The 17,061-nt window shown below is 69.3% G+C and carries 13 protein-coding genes and 1 pseudogene; 7 read left to right on the top strand and 7 right to left on the bottom strand.

The window, feature by feature from the left end; translation table 11 throughout:
* Positions 1 to 23: 23 nt before the first annotated feature.
* The 4 genes from E0H75_RS08320 to E0H75_RS08305 all read left to right on the top strand — a co-directional run bounded on the left by E0H75_RS08320 (position 24) and on the right by E0H75_RS08305 (position 4,430).
* Complete coding sequence (locus E0H75_RS08320) at positions 24 to 962, top strand: beta-ketoacyl-ACP synthase III (protein ID WP_131512589.1); 939 nt, start codon at positions 24 to 26, stop codon at positions 960 to 962.
* Positions 963 to 1,181: 219 nt separating this feature from the next.
* Entirely contained in the window at positions 1,182 to 2,237 is a 1,056-nt protein-coding gene (gene disA / locus E0H75_RS08315; protein ID WP_131513145.1) for a DNA integrity scanning diadenylate cyclase DisA, read from the top strand.
* 118 nt (positions 2,238 to 2,355) lie between these two features.
* Positions 2,356 to 2,928, top strand: coding sequence for a PadR family transcriptional regulator (locus E0H75_RS08310; protein WP_131512588.1), 573 nt, complete (start codon positions 2,356 to 2,358; stop codon positions 2,926 to 2,928).
* Positions 2,904 to 4,430 carry a DHA2 family efflux MFS transporter permease subunit gene (locus E0H75_RS08305; RefSeq protein WP_131512587.1) on the top strand — a complete coding sequence of 509 codons (1,527 nt, stop codon included), beginning with the start codon at positions 2,904 to 2,906 and terminating at the stop codon, positions 4,428 to 4,430. The genes E0H75_RS08310 and E0H75_RS08305 overlap by 25 nt, the downstream gene beginning before the upstream one ends.
* Here the strand turns inward: E0H75_RS08305 and E0H75_RS08300 are convergent.
* Complete coding sequence (locus E0H75_RS08300; protein WP_131512586.1) at positions 4,401 to 5,042, bottom strand: hypothetical protein; 642 nt, start codon at positions 5,040 to 5,042, stop codon at positions 4,401 to 4,403. The two genes, E0H75_RS08305 and E0H75_RS08300, sit on opposite strands and share 30 nt — an antisense overlap.
* 23 nt (positions 5,043 to 5,065) lie before the next feature.
* On the opposite strand from E0H75_RS08300, the gene E0H75_RS08295 reads away from it, so the two are divergent.
* On the top strand, positions 5,066 to 5,971 hold the full coding sequence (locus E0H75_RS08295; RefSeq protein WP_272948887.1) for an HhH-GPD family protein: 906 nt from the start codon (positions 5,066 to 5,068) through the stop codon (positions 5,969 to 5,971).
* Between the two features lie 57 nt (positions 5,972 to 6,028).
* On the opposite strand, the gene E0H75_RS08290 is transcribed toward E0H75_RS08295, so the two are convergent.
* Together E0H75_RS08290 and E0H75_RS08285 are read right to left on the bottom strand one after the other, a co-directional pair.
* Positions 6,029 to 6,979, bottom strand: coding sequence for a DivIVA domain-containing protein (locus E0H75_RS08290; protein ID WP_131512584.1), 951 nt, complete (start codon positions 6,977 to 6,979; stop codon positions 6,029 to 6,031).
* Between the two features lie 72 nt (positions 6,980 to 7,051).
* Positions 7,052 to 9,034 carry a kinetoplast-associated-like protein gene (locus E0H75_RS08285; protein ID WP_131512583.1) on the bottom strand — a complete coding sequence of 661 codons (1,983 nt, stop codon included), beginning with the start codon at positions 9,032 to 9,034 and terminating at the stop codon, positions 7,052 to 7,054.
* A 240-nt stretch (positions 9,035 to 9,274) separates the two neighbouring features.
* Between E0H75_RS08285 and E0H75_RS08280 the strand changes: the two genes are divergently transcribed.
* Positions 9,275 to 11,971, top strand: a complete 2,697-nt coding sequence (locus tag E0H75_RS08280) for a hypothetical protein (RefSeq protein WP_131512582.1) — start codon at positions 9,275 to 9,277, stop codon at positions 11,969 to 11,971.
* Positions 11,968 to 12,477 carry a hypothetical protein gene (locus E0H75_RS08275; RefSeq protein ID WP_131512581.1) on the top strand — a complete coding sequence of 170 codons (510 nt, stop codon included), beginning with the start codon at positions 11,968 to 11,970 and terminating at the stop codon, positions 12,475 to 12,477. The genes E0H75_RS08280 and E0H75_RS08275 overlap by 4 nt, the downstream gene beginning before the upstream one ends.
* A gap of 6 nt (positions 12,478 to 12,483) precedes the next feature.
* On the opposite strand, the gene E0H75_RS43540 is transcribed toward E0H75_RS08275, so the two are convergent.
* From E0H75_RS43540 to E0H75_RS08255, 4 genes and pseudogenes are all read right to left on the bottom strand, one after another.
* Positions 12,484 to 13,182 (bottom strand): MFS transporter, encoded by a 699-nt coding sequence (locus E0H75_RS43540; RefSeq protein ID WP_131512580.1) that lies wholly within the window; start codon positions 13,180 to 13,182, stop codon positions 12,484 to 12,486.
* 55 nt (positions 13,183 to 13,237) lie between these two features.
* Positions 13,238 to 13,519 (bottom strand): annotated as a pseudogene (locus E0H75_RS44945) (MFS transporter); the annotation flags it as partial.
* Positions 13,520 to 13,631: 112 nt separating this feature from the next.
* Positions 13,632 to 16,172, bottom strand: a complete 2,541-nt coding sequence (locus E0H75_RS08260; protein ID WP_131512579.1) for an ATP-dependent Clp protease ATP-binding subunit — start codon at positions 16,170 to 16,172, stop codon at positions 13,632 to 13,634.
* A 349-nt stretch (positions 16,173 to 16,521) separates the two neighbouring features.
* The gene (locus E0H75_RS08255; RefSeq protein ID WP_131360032.1) at positions 16,522 to 16,851 is read right to left on the bottom strand and encodes a histone-like nucleoid-structuring protein Lsr2; all 330 of its coding nucleotides are present in this window, start codon (positions 16,849 to 16,851) and stop codon (positions 16,522 to 16,524) included.
* Between the last annotated feature and the right edge of the window lie 210 nt (positions 16,852 to 17,061).

Here is a 17,061-nt window from a genome sequence, read left to right as displayed (position 1 = left end):
GGATGACCTCAGGAGCACTCGAGATGACCGGATCCAGAGTTGTCGCGCTCGGCCACTACCAACCGGAGCGGGTGCTCACCAACGACGAACTCGCCACCATGGTCGAGACCAGTGACGAGTGGATCCAGAGCCGGGTCGGGATCCGCGAACGCCGCATCGCCGCGCCCGACGAGAGTGTCGACGAGATGGCCTGGCGGGCGGCCGACAAGGCCGTGGCCAACGCCGGCCTCGACAAGGACGAGATCGACTACGTCGTGGTCGCCACCTGTACGGCGATCGACCGGTCACCGAACATCGCCGCCCGGGTCGCGGCCCGCCTCGGTCTCGGCAACCCGGCCGCGATCGACGTGAACACCGCATGCTCCGGTTTCGCCTATGCACTGGCGACCGCCGACCAGGCGATCCGGGCCGGCGACGCGACGAAGGCGCTGGTGATCGGCGTCGAGAAGCTGAGCGACTGGACCGACTGGACCGACCGCACGACGTGCGTGCTGATTGGCGACGGCGCGGGCGCCGCCGTGGTGGTCGCGAGCGACGAGCGCGAGATCGGTCCGGTGGTGTGGGGCTCGGTGCCGGAGATGTCGGACGCGGTCCGGATCGAGGGCCGCGAGGGCCCGTTCCAGCAGGAAGGCCTGAGCGTCTTCCGCTGGGCCACCACCCAACTGCCCGAGATCGCCCAGCAGGTCTGCGAGAAGGCCGGGCTCAAGCCCGAGGATCTCGGCGGCGTGGTCCTGCACCAGGCCAACCTGCGCATCATCGAGCCGCTGGCGAAGCGGCTCGGCGCGGTCAACGCGGTGATCGCGAAGGATGTCGTCGAGTCCGGCAACACGTCCGCGGCGAGCATCCCGATGGCGCTGTCCAAGCTGGTCGAGAAGCGCGAGATTCCGTCCGGCGCGCCGGTACTGCTGTTCGGTTTCGGCGGCGGGCTGTCGTACGCCGGCCAGGTCATCCGCTGCCCCTGACGCGGCAGACGCCGTACTCCGAAGGTCGGGTTTCGCGCGGGGAACCGGAACTGCACGGTCCGGATGCACGGGCGGCTGCACGCGCACGGGCGAACACCGCCACGACCTGGCCTGCCGAGCGACCGGTCGCCGGGTACTTCCGCGCGAACGCGGCGGCGTGACCGCATAGACTCAGGTTCCGTGGCTCCGAATTCCGACAAGAACAGCACCGGCGCCCGGATGCGCGCGACCCTCGCGGCGGTGGCACCGGGTACCGAACTGCGCGAAGGCCTGGAACGGATCCTGCGCGGGCGCACCGGCGCCCTGCTCGTCCTGGGTCACGACAAGACCGTCGACTCGATCTCGACCGGCGGCTTCGAGATCGAGGTCGAGTTCACCGCGACCGGGCTGCGTGAGCTGAGCAAGATGGACGGCGCGATCATCCTCGACCGCGACGCCACCCAGCTGATCCGCGCCGCCGTGCACCTGATGCCCGACCCGTCCATCCACACCGACGAGACCGGCACCCGGCACCGCACCGCCGACCGGGTCGCGCGGCAGACCGGGTTCCCGGTGATCTCGGTGTCGCAGTCGATGCACATCATCGCGCTGTACGTCGACGACCAGCGCTACGTGCTGGAGGACTCCGGCGCCATCCTGTCCCGCGCCAACCAGGCCCTGGCCACCCTGGAGCGGTACAAGCTGCGCCTCGACGAGGTGTCCGGCACCCTGTCCGCGCTGGAGATCGAGGACCTCGTCACCGTTCGGGATGTCGCCGCGGTCGCGCAGCGGCTGGAGATGGTCCGCCGGATCGCCACCGAGATCGACGGGTACGTCGTCGAGCTCGGGACCGACGGCCGGCTGCTCACCCTGCAGCTGAACGAACTGGTCGCCGGGGTCGCCGGCGAGCGTGAGCTCGTGGTTCGCGACTACCTCCCGCCGGCCGCGGGGCGCAAGCCCAAGACGGCCGACGACGTACTGCTCGAGCTGGATGCCGTCAGCCCGACGGATCTGCTCGACATCGGCCAGGTCGCGCGGGCCTTGCAGCTGGGTGGGGCCGAGCAGCTCGACGCCGCCGTCACGCCGCGCGGCTACCGCCTGCTGGCCAAGGTGCCGCGTCTGCCTGGCGCCGTCATCGACCGGCTGATCGAACATTTCGGCCACCTCCAGAAGTTGCTGGCGGCAAGCATCGACGACCTGCAGACGGTCGAGGGCGTCGGCGAGAACCGCGCCCGCACGGTCCGCGAGGGCCTGTCCCGGCTGGCCGAGTCCAGCATCCTCGAACGCTACGTCTGACTGTTTGCGACCAAGCGCCCCCGGCTCGTGATCGACCCGGGGGCGCTTGCGTTTCCGGCGTACGGCGAGTAATACTCCACATGGAACATTTCGCGAGGAACAATCCGGGTGGAGGAAGATGGCCGACCTGACCCCGCTGGCGATCTCGGTGCTGGCGCTGCTCGAGGAGCGCCCGATGCACGCCTACGAGATGTACCAACTGCTGATCAGCCGGCACAACGACCGGATCGTCAAGGTCCGCCCCGGCTCGCTCTACCACACGGTCGAGCGGCTGGCCGGGCAGAACCTGGTCCGCGCGATCGGCACCGAACGCGCCGGGAACCGCCCCGAACGGACGACGTACGAGATCACTCCGGAGGGCAGCCAGGCGCTGACCCGGCGGGTGGAAAGTGGCATCGAGAAGTACGTCTACGAATACCCGCTCTTCCCGGTGGTGCTGAGCGAGGCACACAACCTGGACGCCAAGGATGCCGTGCTGCGGTTCCGCCGCCGCGTCGAGGACCTGGACCGCTGGCTGGCCGATCTGGACGAGGTGGTCGGCGCTGCCCGGGCGGCGAAGGTGTACGAGCCGTACTGGATCGGTGGCGCCTACGTCCGCAGTCAGATCGCGGCGGAACGCGACTGGCTCGCCACCACCATCGAACGTATCGAGAGCAAGGACTTGGAATGGCAACCCCGCAAGAAACAGTGAGGCCCGAGGTTCGGCCGTGGCCGGCGCTGTGGGCGCTGGTCCTCGGCTTCTTCATGATCCTGGTCGACTCGACCATCGTGTCGGTCGCGACCCCGGCGATCCTGAACGACCTCGACACCGACGTCGGCAACGTCCTCTGGGTCACCAGCGCCTATCTGCTCGCGTACGCCGTACCGCTGCTGGTGACCGGGCGGCTCGGCGACCGGGTCGGGCCGAAGAAGGTCTACCTGACCGGTCTGGCTCTGTTCACGATGGCCTCGGTCTGGTGCGGTTTCACCACCACGATCGGGATGCTGATCGTGGCCCGGGTCTTCCAGGGCCTCGGCGCGTCGATGATGACGCCGCAGACGATGGCGGTGATCACCCGGATCTTCCCACCGGACCAGCGCGGCCGGGCGATGAGCCTGTGGGGCGCGACGGCTGGTGTGGCGACCCTGGTCGGGCCGATCCTGGGCGGTGTCCTGGTCGACGGGCTCGGCTGGCAGTGGATCTTCTTCGTGAACGCGCCGGTCGGGGTGGTCGGCTTCGTGCTGGCGATGCGGCTGGTGCCGAACCTGGAGACGCACCCGCACAGGTTCGACCTGATCGGCGTCGCGTTGAGCACGGTCGGCCTGTTCTGCCTGGTGTTCGGGATCCAGGAGGGGCAGAAGTACGACTGGGGCCAGATCAAGGGACCGATCTCGGTGTGGTCGCTGATCATCACGGGGTTGGTGCTGCTGGCGGCCTTCGTCGTCTGGCAGTCCCGCAACCGCGGTGAGCCGCTGCTGCCACTGGGCCTGTTCAAGGATCGCAACTTCTCGCTGGCCAACATCGCGATCACCACGGTCGGCTTCGCGATCACCGCGATGGCGTTCCCGTTGATGCTGTACGCGCAGGCGGTGCGCGGCCTGAGCCCGACCAAGGCCGCACTGCTGCTGGTCCCGATGGCGGTCATCTCCGGTGCGCTGGCGCCGTTCGTCGGCCGGCTGGTCGACCGGACGCCGCCGCGGTTCATCGCCGGCTTCGGGCTGCTCTGCTGCTCGGTGTCGATGTTCTGGCTGAGCCAGGTGATCGAGCCGGACCTGCCGATCTGGGAACTGCTGCTGCCGATCGCCCTGCTGGGTGTCGCCAACGGCTTCATGTGGGCGCCGATCGGAAGCACCGCGACGCGGAACCTGCCGATGCACCAGGCCGGAGCCGGCGCGGGCGTCTACAACACAACCCGACAGGTCGGCGCGGTCCTCGGCAGCGCGGGCATCGCCGTACTGATCGAGTCGCGGCTGGCGCACAACCTGCCGTCCATGCCGGGCGGCGCGCCCGCGGGCCAGGGTGCTGTTGCCGGAGGCAAGCTTCCGGAGGCAGTCGTGCAGGGGTTCAGTGACTCGATGGCACAGTCGCTGATCCTGCCGGGCGTCGTCCTCCTGATCGGTCTGGTCGCGGCACTGCTGTTCGCCAAGCCGTCGCACATGGCGCGGCCGACCGACGTGCCGGGATCAAGCGACCTGGAAGGCCTGCGCGGATGACGGCGTGCCGTCGAAGACGGCCTTGACCACATAGGTGCCGGGCTTGGCCACCGGCTGCCCCGGCAGGCAGCCGGGGCCGGACCGGTGGCCGTTCCACGCCACCGTGCTGGCGGTCTGCTTGCCCTCAGCAACAACCAGCGTTGCGCGCTTGATCGCTTGCGCGCAATGGGTCGTGGTCCAGATCAGGTCATTGCCCGAGGTCACCGTGACGGTCAGCTGACTGGGATCGACGCTCGCCTTGCACCCGTCCGAGACCGCGTCGAGTCGGACCACGAAGTTCAGTGCGGACCCGGAGGCGATCCGGCGGATCGCGGGCAGTACGTCGACGCGAACGTCGGATCCTTCGCACTTGGTGTCGCGCGGCGTCGGCGTGCTCTTGGCCGGCTTGTCGGTCGGTGTCGCCGTCGGCGTGGTGACCGGCGTCGGCGGCGGGGCGCTACTGGGGTTCTGCTGCGGGCCGGACGCGGCCGAATTCTGCGGATCGTCACCGCCGCCGGAGAACAGCCGGAAGACCAGGATGAACAGCAGCGCCACGACGACGAGCACCAGTCCCCGGCGGAACCAGTACACGCTGGCGGGCAGATGCCCGACCGGACGGAGCAGGCTGCTCATGCTCGCACCCTAATATCGGCTCTGTGCTGGACCAGTCAGGCTCGCCGCTCACCGCCGCAGCTACCGCTCTGCACGAGCCGGTGCTGCGCTGGTACGACGCCAACGCCCGGGTGCTGCCGTGGCGGCAGCCCGACGCCGGTCCGTGGGCGGTGATGGTCAGTGAGTTCATGTTGCAGCAGACACCGGTCAATCGGGTGCTGCCGGCGTACCACGCCTGGCTGGAACGGTGGCCGAAGCCGGTGGACCTGGCCGCAGAGCCGCCAGGCGAGGCTGTGCGGGCCTGGGACCGGCTCGGGTACCCACGGCGCGCGCTGAGGCTCCACGCGGCGGCACAGGCGATTGTGGAGCGCCACGGCGGCGAAGTACCGGACGACCACGACGCACTGCTCGCTCTGCCCGGTGTTGGTACCTACACGGCTGCTGCGATCGCGTCCTTCGCATTCGGCCAGCGGCACGCGGTCGTGGACACCAACGTGCGCCGGGTGCTCGCGAGAACTCTCACCGGCGTCGCACAGCCGACCATCTCCCCCACTGCGGCCGACCAGCGGTTGGCAGCGACCGCACTGCCCGCAGACGAGCCGACAGCGGCCCGCTGGGCCGTTGCCTCGATGGAGCTCGGCGCTCTGGTCTGCACAGCACGCACGCCGAAGTGCGGCGACTGCCCGATCCGCGACCGCTGCGCCTGGGTCCTTGCCGGCAGCCCGCCGTACGACGGTCCGCCGCGCAGAGGGCAGACCTACGAAGGCACCGACCGCCAGGTCCGCGGTCGACTGCTGGCCGTACTGCGGGCCACGTCAGACGCCGTACCGAAGAAGGCTCTGGACGCGTGCTGGCACGACGAGGTCCAACGTGAGCGCGCGCTGGACGGCCTCGTGGCCGACGGCCTGGTCGAGCCGCTCCCGCGCGCTCGCTACCGGTTGCCGAACTGAGCGACCGGTCACTCGAACTGAAAGGCCGGCCCGAGGTTCTCGGGCCGGCCTGGTGTTTCAGTTCTTCTTGCTGCCGGTGGTGGCTTCTTCGTCGTCGTCGGCCAGCAGGTCGAGCGGCATCGCCGGGCTGCCGGACAGCGTCGCCAGCATCTGGCGGACGTTGGTCAGCTGCGCGTTGATGCTGTCGCGGCGCTGGGTCGCGGCGGCGAGCTCGCGCTCGGACTCGGCCCGGATCCGCTCCGCCTTGTCCTTGGCGGCGGCAACGATCTCCTGAGCCTGCCGGTTCGCGTCGGCCAGCTGCTGCTGAGCCAGTCGCTCCGCCTCGGAGCGGGAGCGGTCGGCTTCACGCTGCACCTGCGCGGCGCGGTCGGTGACGGCGGCCAGCTGCTGCTCGGCCAGCGCGGTCCGGGCGGCGAACTCCTGCTCGACCTTGCCCCGGCGCTCGGCCAGGGTGGTCTCGAAGGCGGCCGCGGCCTGAGCGGACTTGGCCCGCTCCTGCTCGTACAGCGCCTGGGCCTCGCTGCGGCGCGCGGTCGCGTCGCGCTCGGCCTCGTCACGCATGTCGTCGGCCTGGGTCCGTGCCTCTTCGAGGATCCGGGCCGCCTCCGCGTCGACCTCGCTCTTCCAGTCCAGGGAGTACTGCTCGGCCTCCTTGCGGACCTTCTTGGCGTGCGCCTCGGCGTCGGCGACGATCGCCTCGGCGTCGGTGCGGGCCCGGGTGACCAGGTCGCGGGCCTCGTCGTCGGCCAGCGACAGGATCTTCGCCACCCGCTCACCGAACTCGGTGAAGGTGGGCGTCCGGTCCTTGTTGTCCTCCTGGGCGGAGATGACCGCCGACTCCGCGGCGTCCGTGCGCTGCTGCAACTCCTGAACGTGCCGCTGCAGCTGCTCGGACTGCTGCTGCAGCGCGGTCAGCGAGGTGGTCAGCTCACGGATGTGCTGGTCCACCTGGGCAGGCTCGTAGCCACGCAGAACGGTCCGGAACGGGGTTGGGCTTTCACTGCTCATGTCTTCTGATGCTCACTTCGGTGGGTGGGTGGATCACACATTGTCACTGACAAGGATCTGACTGTCACGTCCTCATCCTGATTCCCCCGTGGAACCCTCGCTGGATGACATTCCACCACCTGGACGGAACCCCGGTACAGCGAGTGCCTCGATCACACCCGAAAGCTGGGTGAGCTCCTTGGTGATCTCATCACGGCGCTGGTTCAGTGCCGCGACCCTCGCCTCGGCGTCGGCGAGAAGTTTTCGGGCCTGCGCGCGCAGGTCGTCGGCATGCTCGCGGGCCTGCGCCTCGAGCTGCTGCGCCTCGGCGCGGGCCTTGCGGATCAGGTCGTGCGACTGGCGCTGTGCATCGGCCAGGTCGTTGGCGGCGCGTTCCCGCAGGACCTGCGTGCTCGCCTGGGCCTCGGCCTCGCGGCGGGTCGCCCGCTCGACGATCTCGCGCGCCTCGGTCTGGGCGTTGCCCTTCAGCTTGTCCGCCCGGTTCTGCGCCTGGGCGGTGACTTTGTCCGCCTCCTGCTTGGCGCTCGCCAGCGTCGCCTCGGCCTGCTGGTTGGCCGTCGACAGCGTGGTCTCGGCCAGCGTGGTCAGCTCGGCATTCTCCCGGGCGACGGCGTCCTGAGTCTGCTTCAGCCGGCTGGTCGTGCGACCGACCACGCGGCGCATGTGCGCCCGCTTCTGACGCAGCACGTCGGTCGCCTCGGCCTGGGCCTGCGCCCGGATCGACGCGGCTTCGGACTCGGCCGCACCGATCAGGTCGTCGACCGTCTTCTTGCTCCAGATGGTCTGCCGCTCGGCCTCCGCGAGCGCCGCCTCGGCCGCCCTGTTGGCGTCCTCCACGATCCGCTGCGCCTCGGCCGTCGCCGTACGGCGATCAGCCTCGATCGAGTCGACGACCAACTTGGCCTGCGCGCGGGCGTCGGCCATCAGCCGCTCGTTGCCGGCCTCGGCCGCGGCCTTGTGCTCGGCGATCTCGGCGACCGCCTCGGCCCGCAGCTTGTCGATCTCGAGCGAGATCGAGGCCAGCTTGGCGCGCTCGGTCTCCTCGAGCTCAGCGGTCCGCCGCTCCAGCTCGGCCCGGTTCTCCCCGCGCAGCCGCTCGATCTCGGCGTGCGCCTCGGCGATCTCGACCCGTGCCTTCTCCCGCGCGCCCTCGACCGCGTGCTCCACCGACGCTCGCAGCTCGCTCGCCTCGGTCTCGGCGCGGGCGATCATCTCGGCCTCGTTGCGCACTGCCGCCTGCGAGACCAGTGCGGCCTGCTCGCCGGCGTCGGCCACCAACTGCTGCGCCTCGCGACCGGCCCGCTCGATCGTCTGCTGCGCCGACTCCCGTGCCATCCGGGCGTCCTCGAGCAGTTCGTCGGCCTCTTCCTTCAGCCGCGCCGCCTCGGCCTCGGCCGCTGCGATCCGCCGGTCCGCCGCCGCTTGCGACTCGGCCCGCAACCGATCGGCCGCCGCCTGGCTCTCGGTCCGCAGCTGCTCGGCTGCGGCCTCGGACTCGGCGCGGCGCCTGGCCACTTCGTCTGCCACGGCGGCCCGGAGTTGCTCGGCCGCGCTCTCCGACTCCGCCTTCAGCCGCTGCGCGATCGCGTTCGCCTCGGCCTTGACCCGCTGCGCCTCACCGGCGGACTCTGCGTGCAGCTTCTGCGCTGCGGCCGCGGCATCCCGGCGTACTCGCTCGGCCTCGGCGGTCGACTCGGCGCGGAGTCGCTCCGCGGCGGCCTCCGCCTCGGCGCGGACCCGGTCGGCCTCCGCCTCGGACTCGTTCCGCAGTTGCTCGGCGGCCCGATCGGCGTCGTTGAGCAGGCGCTGCGCGGCGGAGTTCGCGTCGGTCCGCAGCTTCTGCGCCGCTGCCTCGGCGTCGGCCCGTAGCCGCTCGCTCTGGGCCCGGATCCGGCCGGCTTCCTCGCGAACGACGTCGTTCTCGCGCTCGGCCTGCTCGCGCAGGGTGTCCGCGATCCGCTGGGCTCGCTCGAGCACGCCACCCGCTTGCCGCACGCCAAAGGAACCGGTGTCGGCGACCGGTTCCTGGGTCAGTGGCAGACGCGGTGCGTCCATGCGACGAGATGATTCCATCCCCGGCCCCCTTTCCGACAGTCCGGGTCCACCAGCGTGGTCACAGGGTTACAACGCGGTACATGGGTGGCAGGTAACTTCTTTTTCATGCCGCTGCGCGATCTTCCCACCGAATCGAAGGCCGCGGCGGCCCTTCTTCGTACCGATGAGATCACGCACCGCAGGACCATACGACGAACGGGGTGGCAGGGTGTAACCCTCGCGTGTCTCAGTGTGGCCACAGTGCTCTCAGTGCTCGTCCCGGCGCCGGTGGGCACAGGCTGTTACCTCTGGCGGGCGACCACTCAGCCCGTCAACGGTCGTGGTGCGGCACTGGTGCTTCCGGTCGCGATGGTCCTGCTGGTGCTCGCGGATCGCTTGTCTGCGGACCGATTCCAGCTTCGCCGGCAGATCAGATGGACCGGCACGACGGCGATCGCACTGGTCACCGTGGCGACCTGGACCGGCCTGGTCGCGCAGGGCCGCTCAGGTTGCACGACTTCACCGGCAGTGATCGGCACGATCGCTTGCGGGACCATCGCCACCGCGGTCGCGGCGCACTGGGTGACACGCTCCCCCGCGCCGCCCGAACCCGCCGATGACGAGCCCGGCGAGGACGCCGAAGAACCTCTCAACCAGTCCGAATTGCGGGCAGTCTTTGTCCGCCTGATGACCACAGCGGACGGATGGAGCCCGCTCCGGGTCCAACTGATGCCGGTGCTCACCGGCGTCCTCGCCGTACTCCTGCTGGCCTCCACGGTCCTGTCCTGGCGTGAGCTGCTCGACGCGGTCGCGCTCGGACCGACGGCTGCCGAGGCTGGTCTAGCCCGGTCTCAACTCTGGGAGATCCCGTCGGCCCGGACCTGGACCGTGGCGATCTGTCTGCTCGCGGTCGCGACGTTGCTGTCGTCCGGCCTGGTACGTCGTGCCTTTGCCGTCGGCACCGGGACAGCGGTGGTTGCCGGGGTTCTGTCGCACATGGTGTGGCTGCCACCGAAGCTGCCGAATGGTGTGGGATACCGGCCCGGTCTGGGAGCTTGGACCGCGCTTGGGCTCGGCGTCCTACTCGTTGCCGCAGGCCTGGTGGGTTTGCGTGGCTTGCGGATCGTTGCCGGTGCGGCAGTGGTTGGGCTGCTCGGCGGTCTGCTGCTTCCGTCGGCGATCGGAGCTGAGGATGCGCCCGAAGCGTCTGCCGGCAAGCCGCACCGATTGCTCGATCTGCACGGTGGCCAGCTGGTCGACCGCCTTGGCATGCGGGTGTCCATCGGTACGTCGGATGCCTTGGATTCGTTGGCCGGGACACTCGACGGGTCGCCGGGGCAGTGGCTGCTGGGGCGGACCGGATCCGAGAGCTCGACGGTGTTCGCGTACCGCGACGGAGTCGCGCTGCCACAAGTGACGCTGAACCATGGCGCCACACCGCCGGCACTGTGGGGCGTCGCCGACAACCGCATGGTCATGCTGGCCGGCGGAGCGCTCGGCAAGCCGTGGGCGATCCTGGCCGTGCCGCTCGACCTGGCCCAGGCCGATGTCAGCCTCAGCCACAAGGATCAGAACGGCACGTACTACGTGACGCCCGGCGTGCAGATCCTTGCGACCGGCATCGGTCCCGCACTCAGCCACCGCAACTCGGACCGGTCGATCGTGGTGTCAGGTGCGGCGACGACCTGGCAGATCCCGGCGAACCAGCTGCGACCGGGCATGGTGCTGAAGGACTTCGTGATCGACCCAGGAGTCGGTGCGCCAGGCAACGAGGTCTCCAGTGGCCCGGACGGTACGACGGCCTGGCGTACGAGCGAGACCGGGTTGGCGATCATCCGGCCGGGTGGAAAGCCGCAGCTGCTGACCGGGATCGCTCCGGCCGGCTGTGTGCTGAGCAGTGATGCAGCCAGCTCGTCCATGACGGTGGACGCGTTCGCGGTCGATGTGCGGGGCAACCTTTGGCTCGGCGGTGGCGCTCCCACGTCGGTGATCACGCCGGACGGCGTACTGCGGAAGCTGCCGGGTGGAGCGGACGGTGTCGAGAGCATCGAGGCGCGACCGGACGGGTCTGTGCTGCTGGGAGCGTCACCGGGTGGCGGCGACCAGGTACTGGTGATTCCTGATGCGGCGACGGCGGCCGCGGCGTACCCGGCTGCACCGCCGCCCGATCGCCGGTGTGATCGGCGTACGCCGGTTGTCGGGACGACGACGTACACGGCGACCGAGGTGCCGGCGGTGCCTGTGGTGGACGGACAGCCGGGCGCGGCTGGAGTGAGCTCTCAGCTGGCTCTGGATGCCGCTGGGAGGCTGGTTCGGGTTCGGGTGCCGTTGGCGGCGCGTGCGTGGGCTCCGGACGGTCAGGGCGGCGTCTGGTGGACCCTGCTCGATCGGCCGGGCGCGGAGACCGCCGTACACCTGGTGCATGGCCGGACGACGCGCGTGCGCGATCCGCAGCCGGTGCAGGGCGATCAGAAGGCCGAGTTCGCCGGGGCAGCCGGGGATCGGCTGGTGACTGCGATCAATCCGAGCGTCTACAACCTCTACGGGCCGGGGAGCGCGGTACGTCGCGTCCAGGTGAAGGGCGCCCTGCGGCCGGACGGGTTGGTGCAGTTGCCGTCCGGTGCGGTGGCGATGGTTCTGGGCGAGCGACTCGTGCTCGTCGGGCCGGACGGGCGGTCGGTCACGCTGCTCGGTGGTTCGACGACCGGGTGGCCTGTCTCGGCGACCGGCGTACCGGCATCGCAGCGGACGGCCGACGGGACGTGGTTCGCCGGCCCCGACGGCAAGCTCTGGGGGTACGACGGCAGCCACCTCGTCCGCGTGGACGCGCCGGGACACGTGACGGTCGTCGCGGGGCCGACCCAAGGTGTCCCGCAGGCTGCCGACCACCTCACGGTCATCGGGCCGGCGCTCTACTTCCAGCTGGGCAACGATCTGATCCGTTTGGACGCCTCATGACCGAACTACCGGACGAGGAACTCCCTGGCCGTCTCGACGCGGCAGAAGGCGAGCTGGCCACTGTTGAGCACCGCTGGTTCGCGCGGGCCACACTCTTCGCCGCACTGGCTACCGGGGTAGCTCTGCTTCTCCCGTGGACCTACAGCCGCCGGCTAGGCCTGTCCGTCTGGCAGCTCGGCATCGAGACCGAACCGACCCTGGCCTTCACCTGGCTGGCCGGTCTGGCCACCACAGTCGTCGGACTGCTCCTGAAGCCCGGCCCCAAGTCCCAGGCAACCGCAGCGGTGACCACGATCATCACTCTGCTCTTCCTGGCCGCCACCTGGCAGGCCACCAACCCCGCCACGCCCACCGACACCTGGACAGCCCCCGGCCCCGCCGTAGCCCTCGCCACCTCCCTGACCTGGCTCCTCACCACGCTCCCCCAGTTCTTCACCCCACGCCCCCACGCCGCGCCCCCGTCCGCCCTGTCCCGAACCATCACCCACCTCCGCCGCACCCGCTGACCCCACCTACCGCGGATGCCCCTCGACGCCCGCCACGTTGCCACGGATCAGCGGAAGCACAGAGGTCGCCATGACGCCGGCCGCGACAAGCAGCATCGACCGGCTGCCCAGCCGGGCTCCACCGAGCCCACCGACCAGACCGCCTACCGGGAACAGCGCATAGACCAGGAACCGTCGTACGGCGTTCACGCGCCCGAGCAGGTCCGGCGGGGTGACCAACTGGCGCATGGTCAGCTGGCCGATCGTGTACACCGCGCCGGACACGCCGCCAACGAACTGTCCGATCCCGACCAGCACAGCAGGGGCCACGCCGAACGGCGCTGTCAGCAGCGCGATCGCGGCGGCAGTCGTGAGGATCGCGACCATGACCGAGCGTCCGAATCCGAAGCGGGTGGCCGCCCAATGCGCGAGCAGCCCTCCGACGACCCCGCCCACGCCGGCCAGCATCGCGAGCAGGCCGACAAGTCCCGCGGAGAAGTGCAGCTCGCGCACCAGGGCCAGCACCAGCGACGAGTCCCGGATCGCCACCGCGAACGCCCCGATGCCGGACGACAGGCACAGCGCCACCAGGACCCGATCCTTCAGCACGTACGCCAGGCCGCTCCGGATGTCGCCGATGATTCCCCTCCGCCCGGTGACCCTCGCGGCCACCAGCTCGGGCGACCGCAGGAACAGCAGCAGAACCCCGGAGCAGACGTACGACACACAGCATCGACAACAGATCGAGGAGGCCGAGGGCCGGTACTGCGCCCAGGCAGATCGCGCGGCCGAAGTCGGTGAGGACGAGCACGGCCCGTTGTGGCGACCGATCGATCAGCGCGCCCTCCACCAGGCTGAACAGCACGTGCGGTACGGCGTTCAGCGCCGTGAGAATGCCGACCTCCAGCGGTGACGCGTGCAGCACCACGGCCGCCAGCAACGGGATGGCCAGCACGGTCACCCCGGTGCCCAGTGCGGAGACCAGGTGCGCGCCCCAGAGCCGCCGGAAGTTCGGGTACCCACGCAGCGCCGCCAACCATCGGGGCCCAGTCAGCTCGCTCATGTCCGGTACGACGACGCGGCGCCGCGAATCGTCACCAAGTCTGCTGCAAGAAATGCCGAGCGCGGCGAGCAAGTGCTCGCCGCGCTCGGCTTGCTGAAGGGAATCCCTCAGATCACGTGTCCTGCAGACCCGAACTGCCACCGGCGGCCAGGTCGGTCAGCTCCAGGTCGGGGCTGCTCGCCTTCGGCGTACCGGTGAAGGTGAAGTACTCCGTCAGGCCGTCGGAGTTGACCGTGCCCTCGGGAGCCGCGTCGACCAGAACGATCTGGCCCGGGCGCACCTCCCCGAACAGGATCTTCTCCGCGAGCACGTCCTCGACGTCGCGCTGGAGTGCGCGGCGCAGCGGACGGGCACCCAGGACCGGGTCGAAGCCACGCTTGGCGACCAGTTCCTTCGCCGCCTGCGTGAGCTCGATGCCCATGTCCTTGTCCTTGAGCCGCTCCTCCACCTGCCCGACCATCAGGTCGACGATCTTGATGATCTCGTCCGGGCCGTGCTGGTGGAACACGACGATCTCGTCGACGCGGTTCAGGAACTCGGGCCGGAAGTGCTGCTTGAGCTCCTCGGTGACCTTCGCCTTCATCTTCTCGTACGAACCGGAGACGTCGTTGGCCTGCGAGAAGCCGAGGCTGACGGCCTTCGCGATGTCCTTCGTCCCCAGGTTCGTGGTCATGATGATGATGGTGTTCTTGAAGTCGACCACGCGGCCCTGGGCGTCGGTCAGACGACCCTCGTCCAGGATCTGCAGCAGCGAGTTGAAGATGTCCGGGTGGGCCTTCTCCACCTCGTCGAACAGCACCACGCTGAACGGCTTGCGGCGGACCTTCTCGGTCAGCTGGCCGCCCTCTTCATACCCGACGTAGCCAGGCGGGGACCCGAACAACCGGGACGCCGTGTGCTTCTCGGAGTACTCCGACATGTCCAGGCTGATCAGTGCCGCCTGGTCACCGAACAGGAACTCCGTCAGTGCCTTCGACAGCTCGGTCTTACCGACACCGGACGGGCCGGCGAAGATGAACGAGCCGCTCGGCCGGCGCGGGTCCTTCAGGCCTGCACGAGTACGCCGGATGGAGCGCGACACGGCCTTCACCGCGTCCTCCTGACCGATGTAGGTCTTGTGCAGTTCCTTCTCCATGTCGAGCAGCCGGGTCGACTCCTCCTCGGTCAGCTTGAAGACCGGGATGCCGGTGGCCGTGCTGAGCACCTCGGCGATCAGCTCCTCGTCCACCTCGGCGACGACGTCCATGTCACCGGCCTTCCACTGCTTCTCCCGCTCGGACTTGGCGTTGATCAGCTTCTTCTCGTCGTCGCGAAGGCTCGCGGCGCGCTCGAAGTCCTGCGCGTCGATCGCCGACTCCTTCTCCCGGCGCACGTTCGCGATCTTCTCGTCGAACTCGCGCAGGTCCGGCGGAGCCGTCATCCGGCGGATCCGCAGCCGGGCCCCGGCCTCGTCGATCAGGTCGATCGCCTTGTCCGGCAGGAACCGGTCGGAGATGTACCGGTCGGCCATCTGCGCGGCGTTCACCAGCGCAGCGTCGGTGATGGTCACCCGGTGATGTGCCTCGTACCGGTCCCGCAGGCCCTTGAGGATCTCGATCGTGTGTGCGATCGAGGGCTCGGCCACCTGGATCGGCTGGAACCGGCGCTCCAGCGCGGCGTCCTTCTCGACGTACTTGCGGTACTCGTCGAGGGTGGTGGCACCGATGGTCTGCAGTTCGCCGCGGGCCAGCATCGGCTTCAGAATGCTCGCCGCGTCGATCGCGCCCTCGGCCGCGCCGGCCCCGACGAGGGTGTGGATCTCGTCGATGAACAGCACGATGTCGCCGCGGGTGCGGATCTCCTTGAGCACCTTCTTCAGGCGTTCCTCGAAATCACCGCGGTAGCGCGAACCGGCCACCAGGGCGCCCAGGTCGAGGGAGTAGATCTGCTTGTCCTTCAGCGTCTCCGGGACGTCACCACGGACGATCTGCTGGGCCAGACCCTCCACGATGGCGGTTTTGCCGACGCCCGGCTCACCGATCAGGACAGGGTTGTTCTTCGTCCGCCGGGACAGCACCTGCATGACCCGCTCGATCTCCATCTCGCGCCCGATCACCGGGTCGAGTTTCGATTCGCGGGCGGACTGGGTGTAGTTCCGGCCGAACTGGTCGAGCACCAGCGAGCTGCTGGGAGCACCCTCGGCGGCTGGGCCACCGGCGGACGCCGTCTCCTTGCCCTGGTACCCGCTCAGCAGCTGGATGACCTGCTGCCGGACCTTGTTCAGGTCCGCACCGAGCTTGACCAGGACCTGCGCGGCGACACCCTCACCCTCGCGGATGAGGCCGAGCAGGATGTGCTCGGTGCCGATGTAGTTGTGACCCAGTTGCAGGGCCTCGCGCAGGGAGAGCTCCAGCACCTTCTTGGCGCGGGGGGTGAACGGGATGTGCCCGCTCGGTGCCTGCTGCCCCTGGCCGATGATCTCTTCGACCTGGGAGCGGACGGCCTCGAGCGAGATACCCAGGCTCTCGAGAGCCTTGGCGGCGACCCCTTCACCCTCGTGGATCAGGCCGAGCAGGATGTGCTCGGTCCCGATGTAGTTGTGGCTGAGCATCCTGGCCTCTTCCTGAGCCAGGACGACTACCCGACGGGCGCGGTCCGTAAATCGTTCAAACATCGCCAAAGCGCTCCTTGCCTCAGAGGAGTCGGACGTACCGTGTGGCCCGACCCCCGTACATGCATGCTAGTCCCCGGTGCCGACAGGCTCGCTCTGGGCGAACAAAAGAACACTGCTCGATCGGCCGCCCGGGAGGCATCACAAGGGAAGAACCCCGCGGCTGTCCAGCGTGTTCCCCTCCGGCCCCGATCGGACAGCGTGTTCGCCACCAGCGAATTCACCGAACTACCTGCCGGCGCAACCATCCGCTTCCGATCCCCGGTCACCGGGGCGTCCACACTGTGAAACAACCGGAATGCGGACGGCCCCGGCACCCTGGTGGGCGCCGGGACCGGCAGGTCCGTGGGAATTACTTGGCTTCGTTGTACGCCGCGCGCACCTCGGCGGAGATCCGGCCCCGCTCGCTCACCTCGTAGCCGTTCTCCTTGGCCCAGGCCCTGATGTCGGCGGAGTCCGACGCAGACCGGCCGCGGCCTCGCGCCCGGCCCGCGGCACCGCGGCGTCCGGACACCCGGCGCGCCGAGCCGACGTACCCGGCCATGGCGTCGCGCAGCTTGGCGGCATTCTTCTTCGACAGGTCGATCTCGTACGTCGTGCCGTCCAGCCCGAAGGTCACGGTCTCGTCGGCCTTACCTCCGTCGAGATCGTCCTCGAGAACTACCTGCACCCTTTGCGCCATCGATGACAGTCCTTTCCGCGCCCGCCACCGGGCACAATCCCCCTGCCGAATTGTTCGCACCTGATTTGTACCGCACAAACCGCCTTCGTGTCATTCACCACCGGGAATGAGCCGGAAAGATGTGACCGAAATCTTCGGTTCGGTGAGGTACGTGCGACGCTGTGCTCCGACGGTGACCTTCAGTATTCAGCCGCGCCGGTAGATCGTAAC

The sequence above is a fragment of the Kribbella capetownensis genome (genome assembly GCF_004331485.1).
Taxonomy (GTDB): Bacteria; Actinomycetota; Actinomycetes; order Propionibacteriales; family Kribbellaceae; genus Kribbella; species Kribbella capetownensis.
This window is presented reverse-complemented; position numbering and strand designations above follow the sequence as displayed.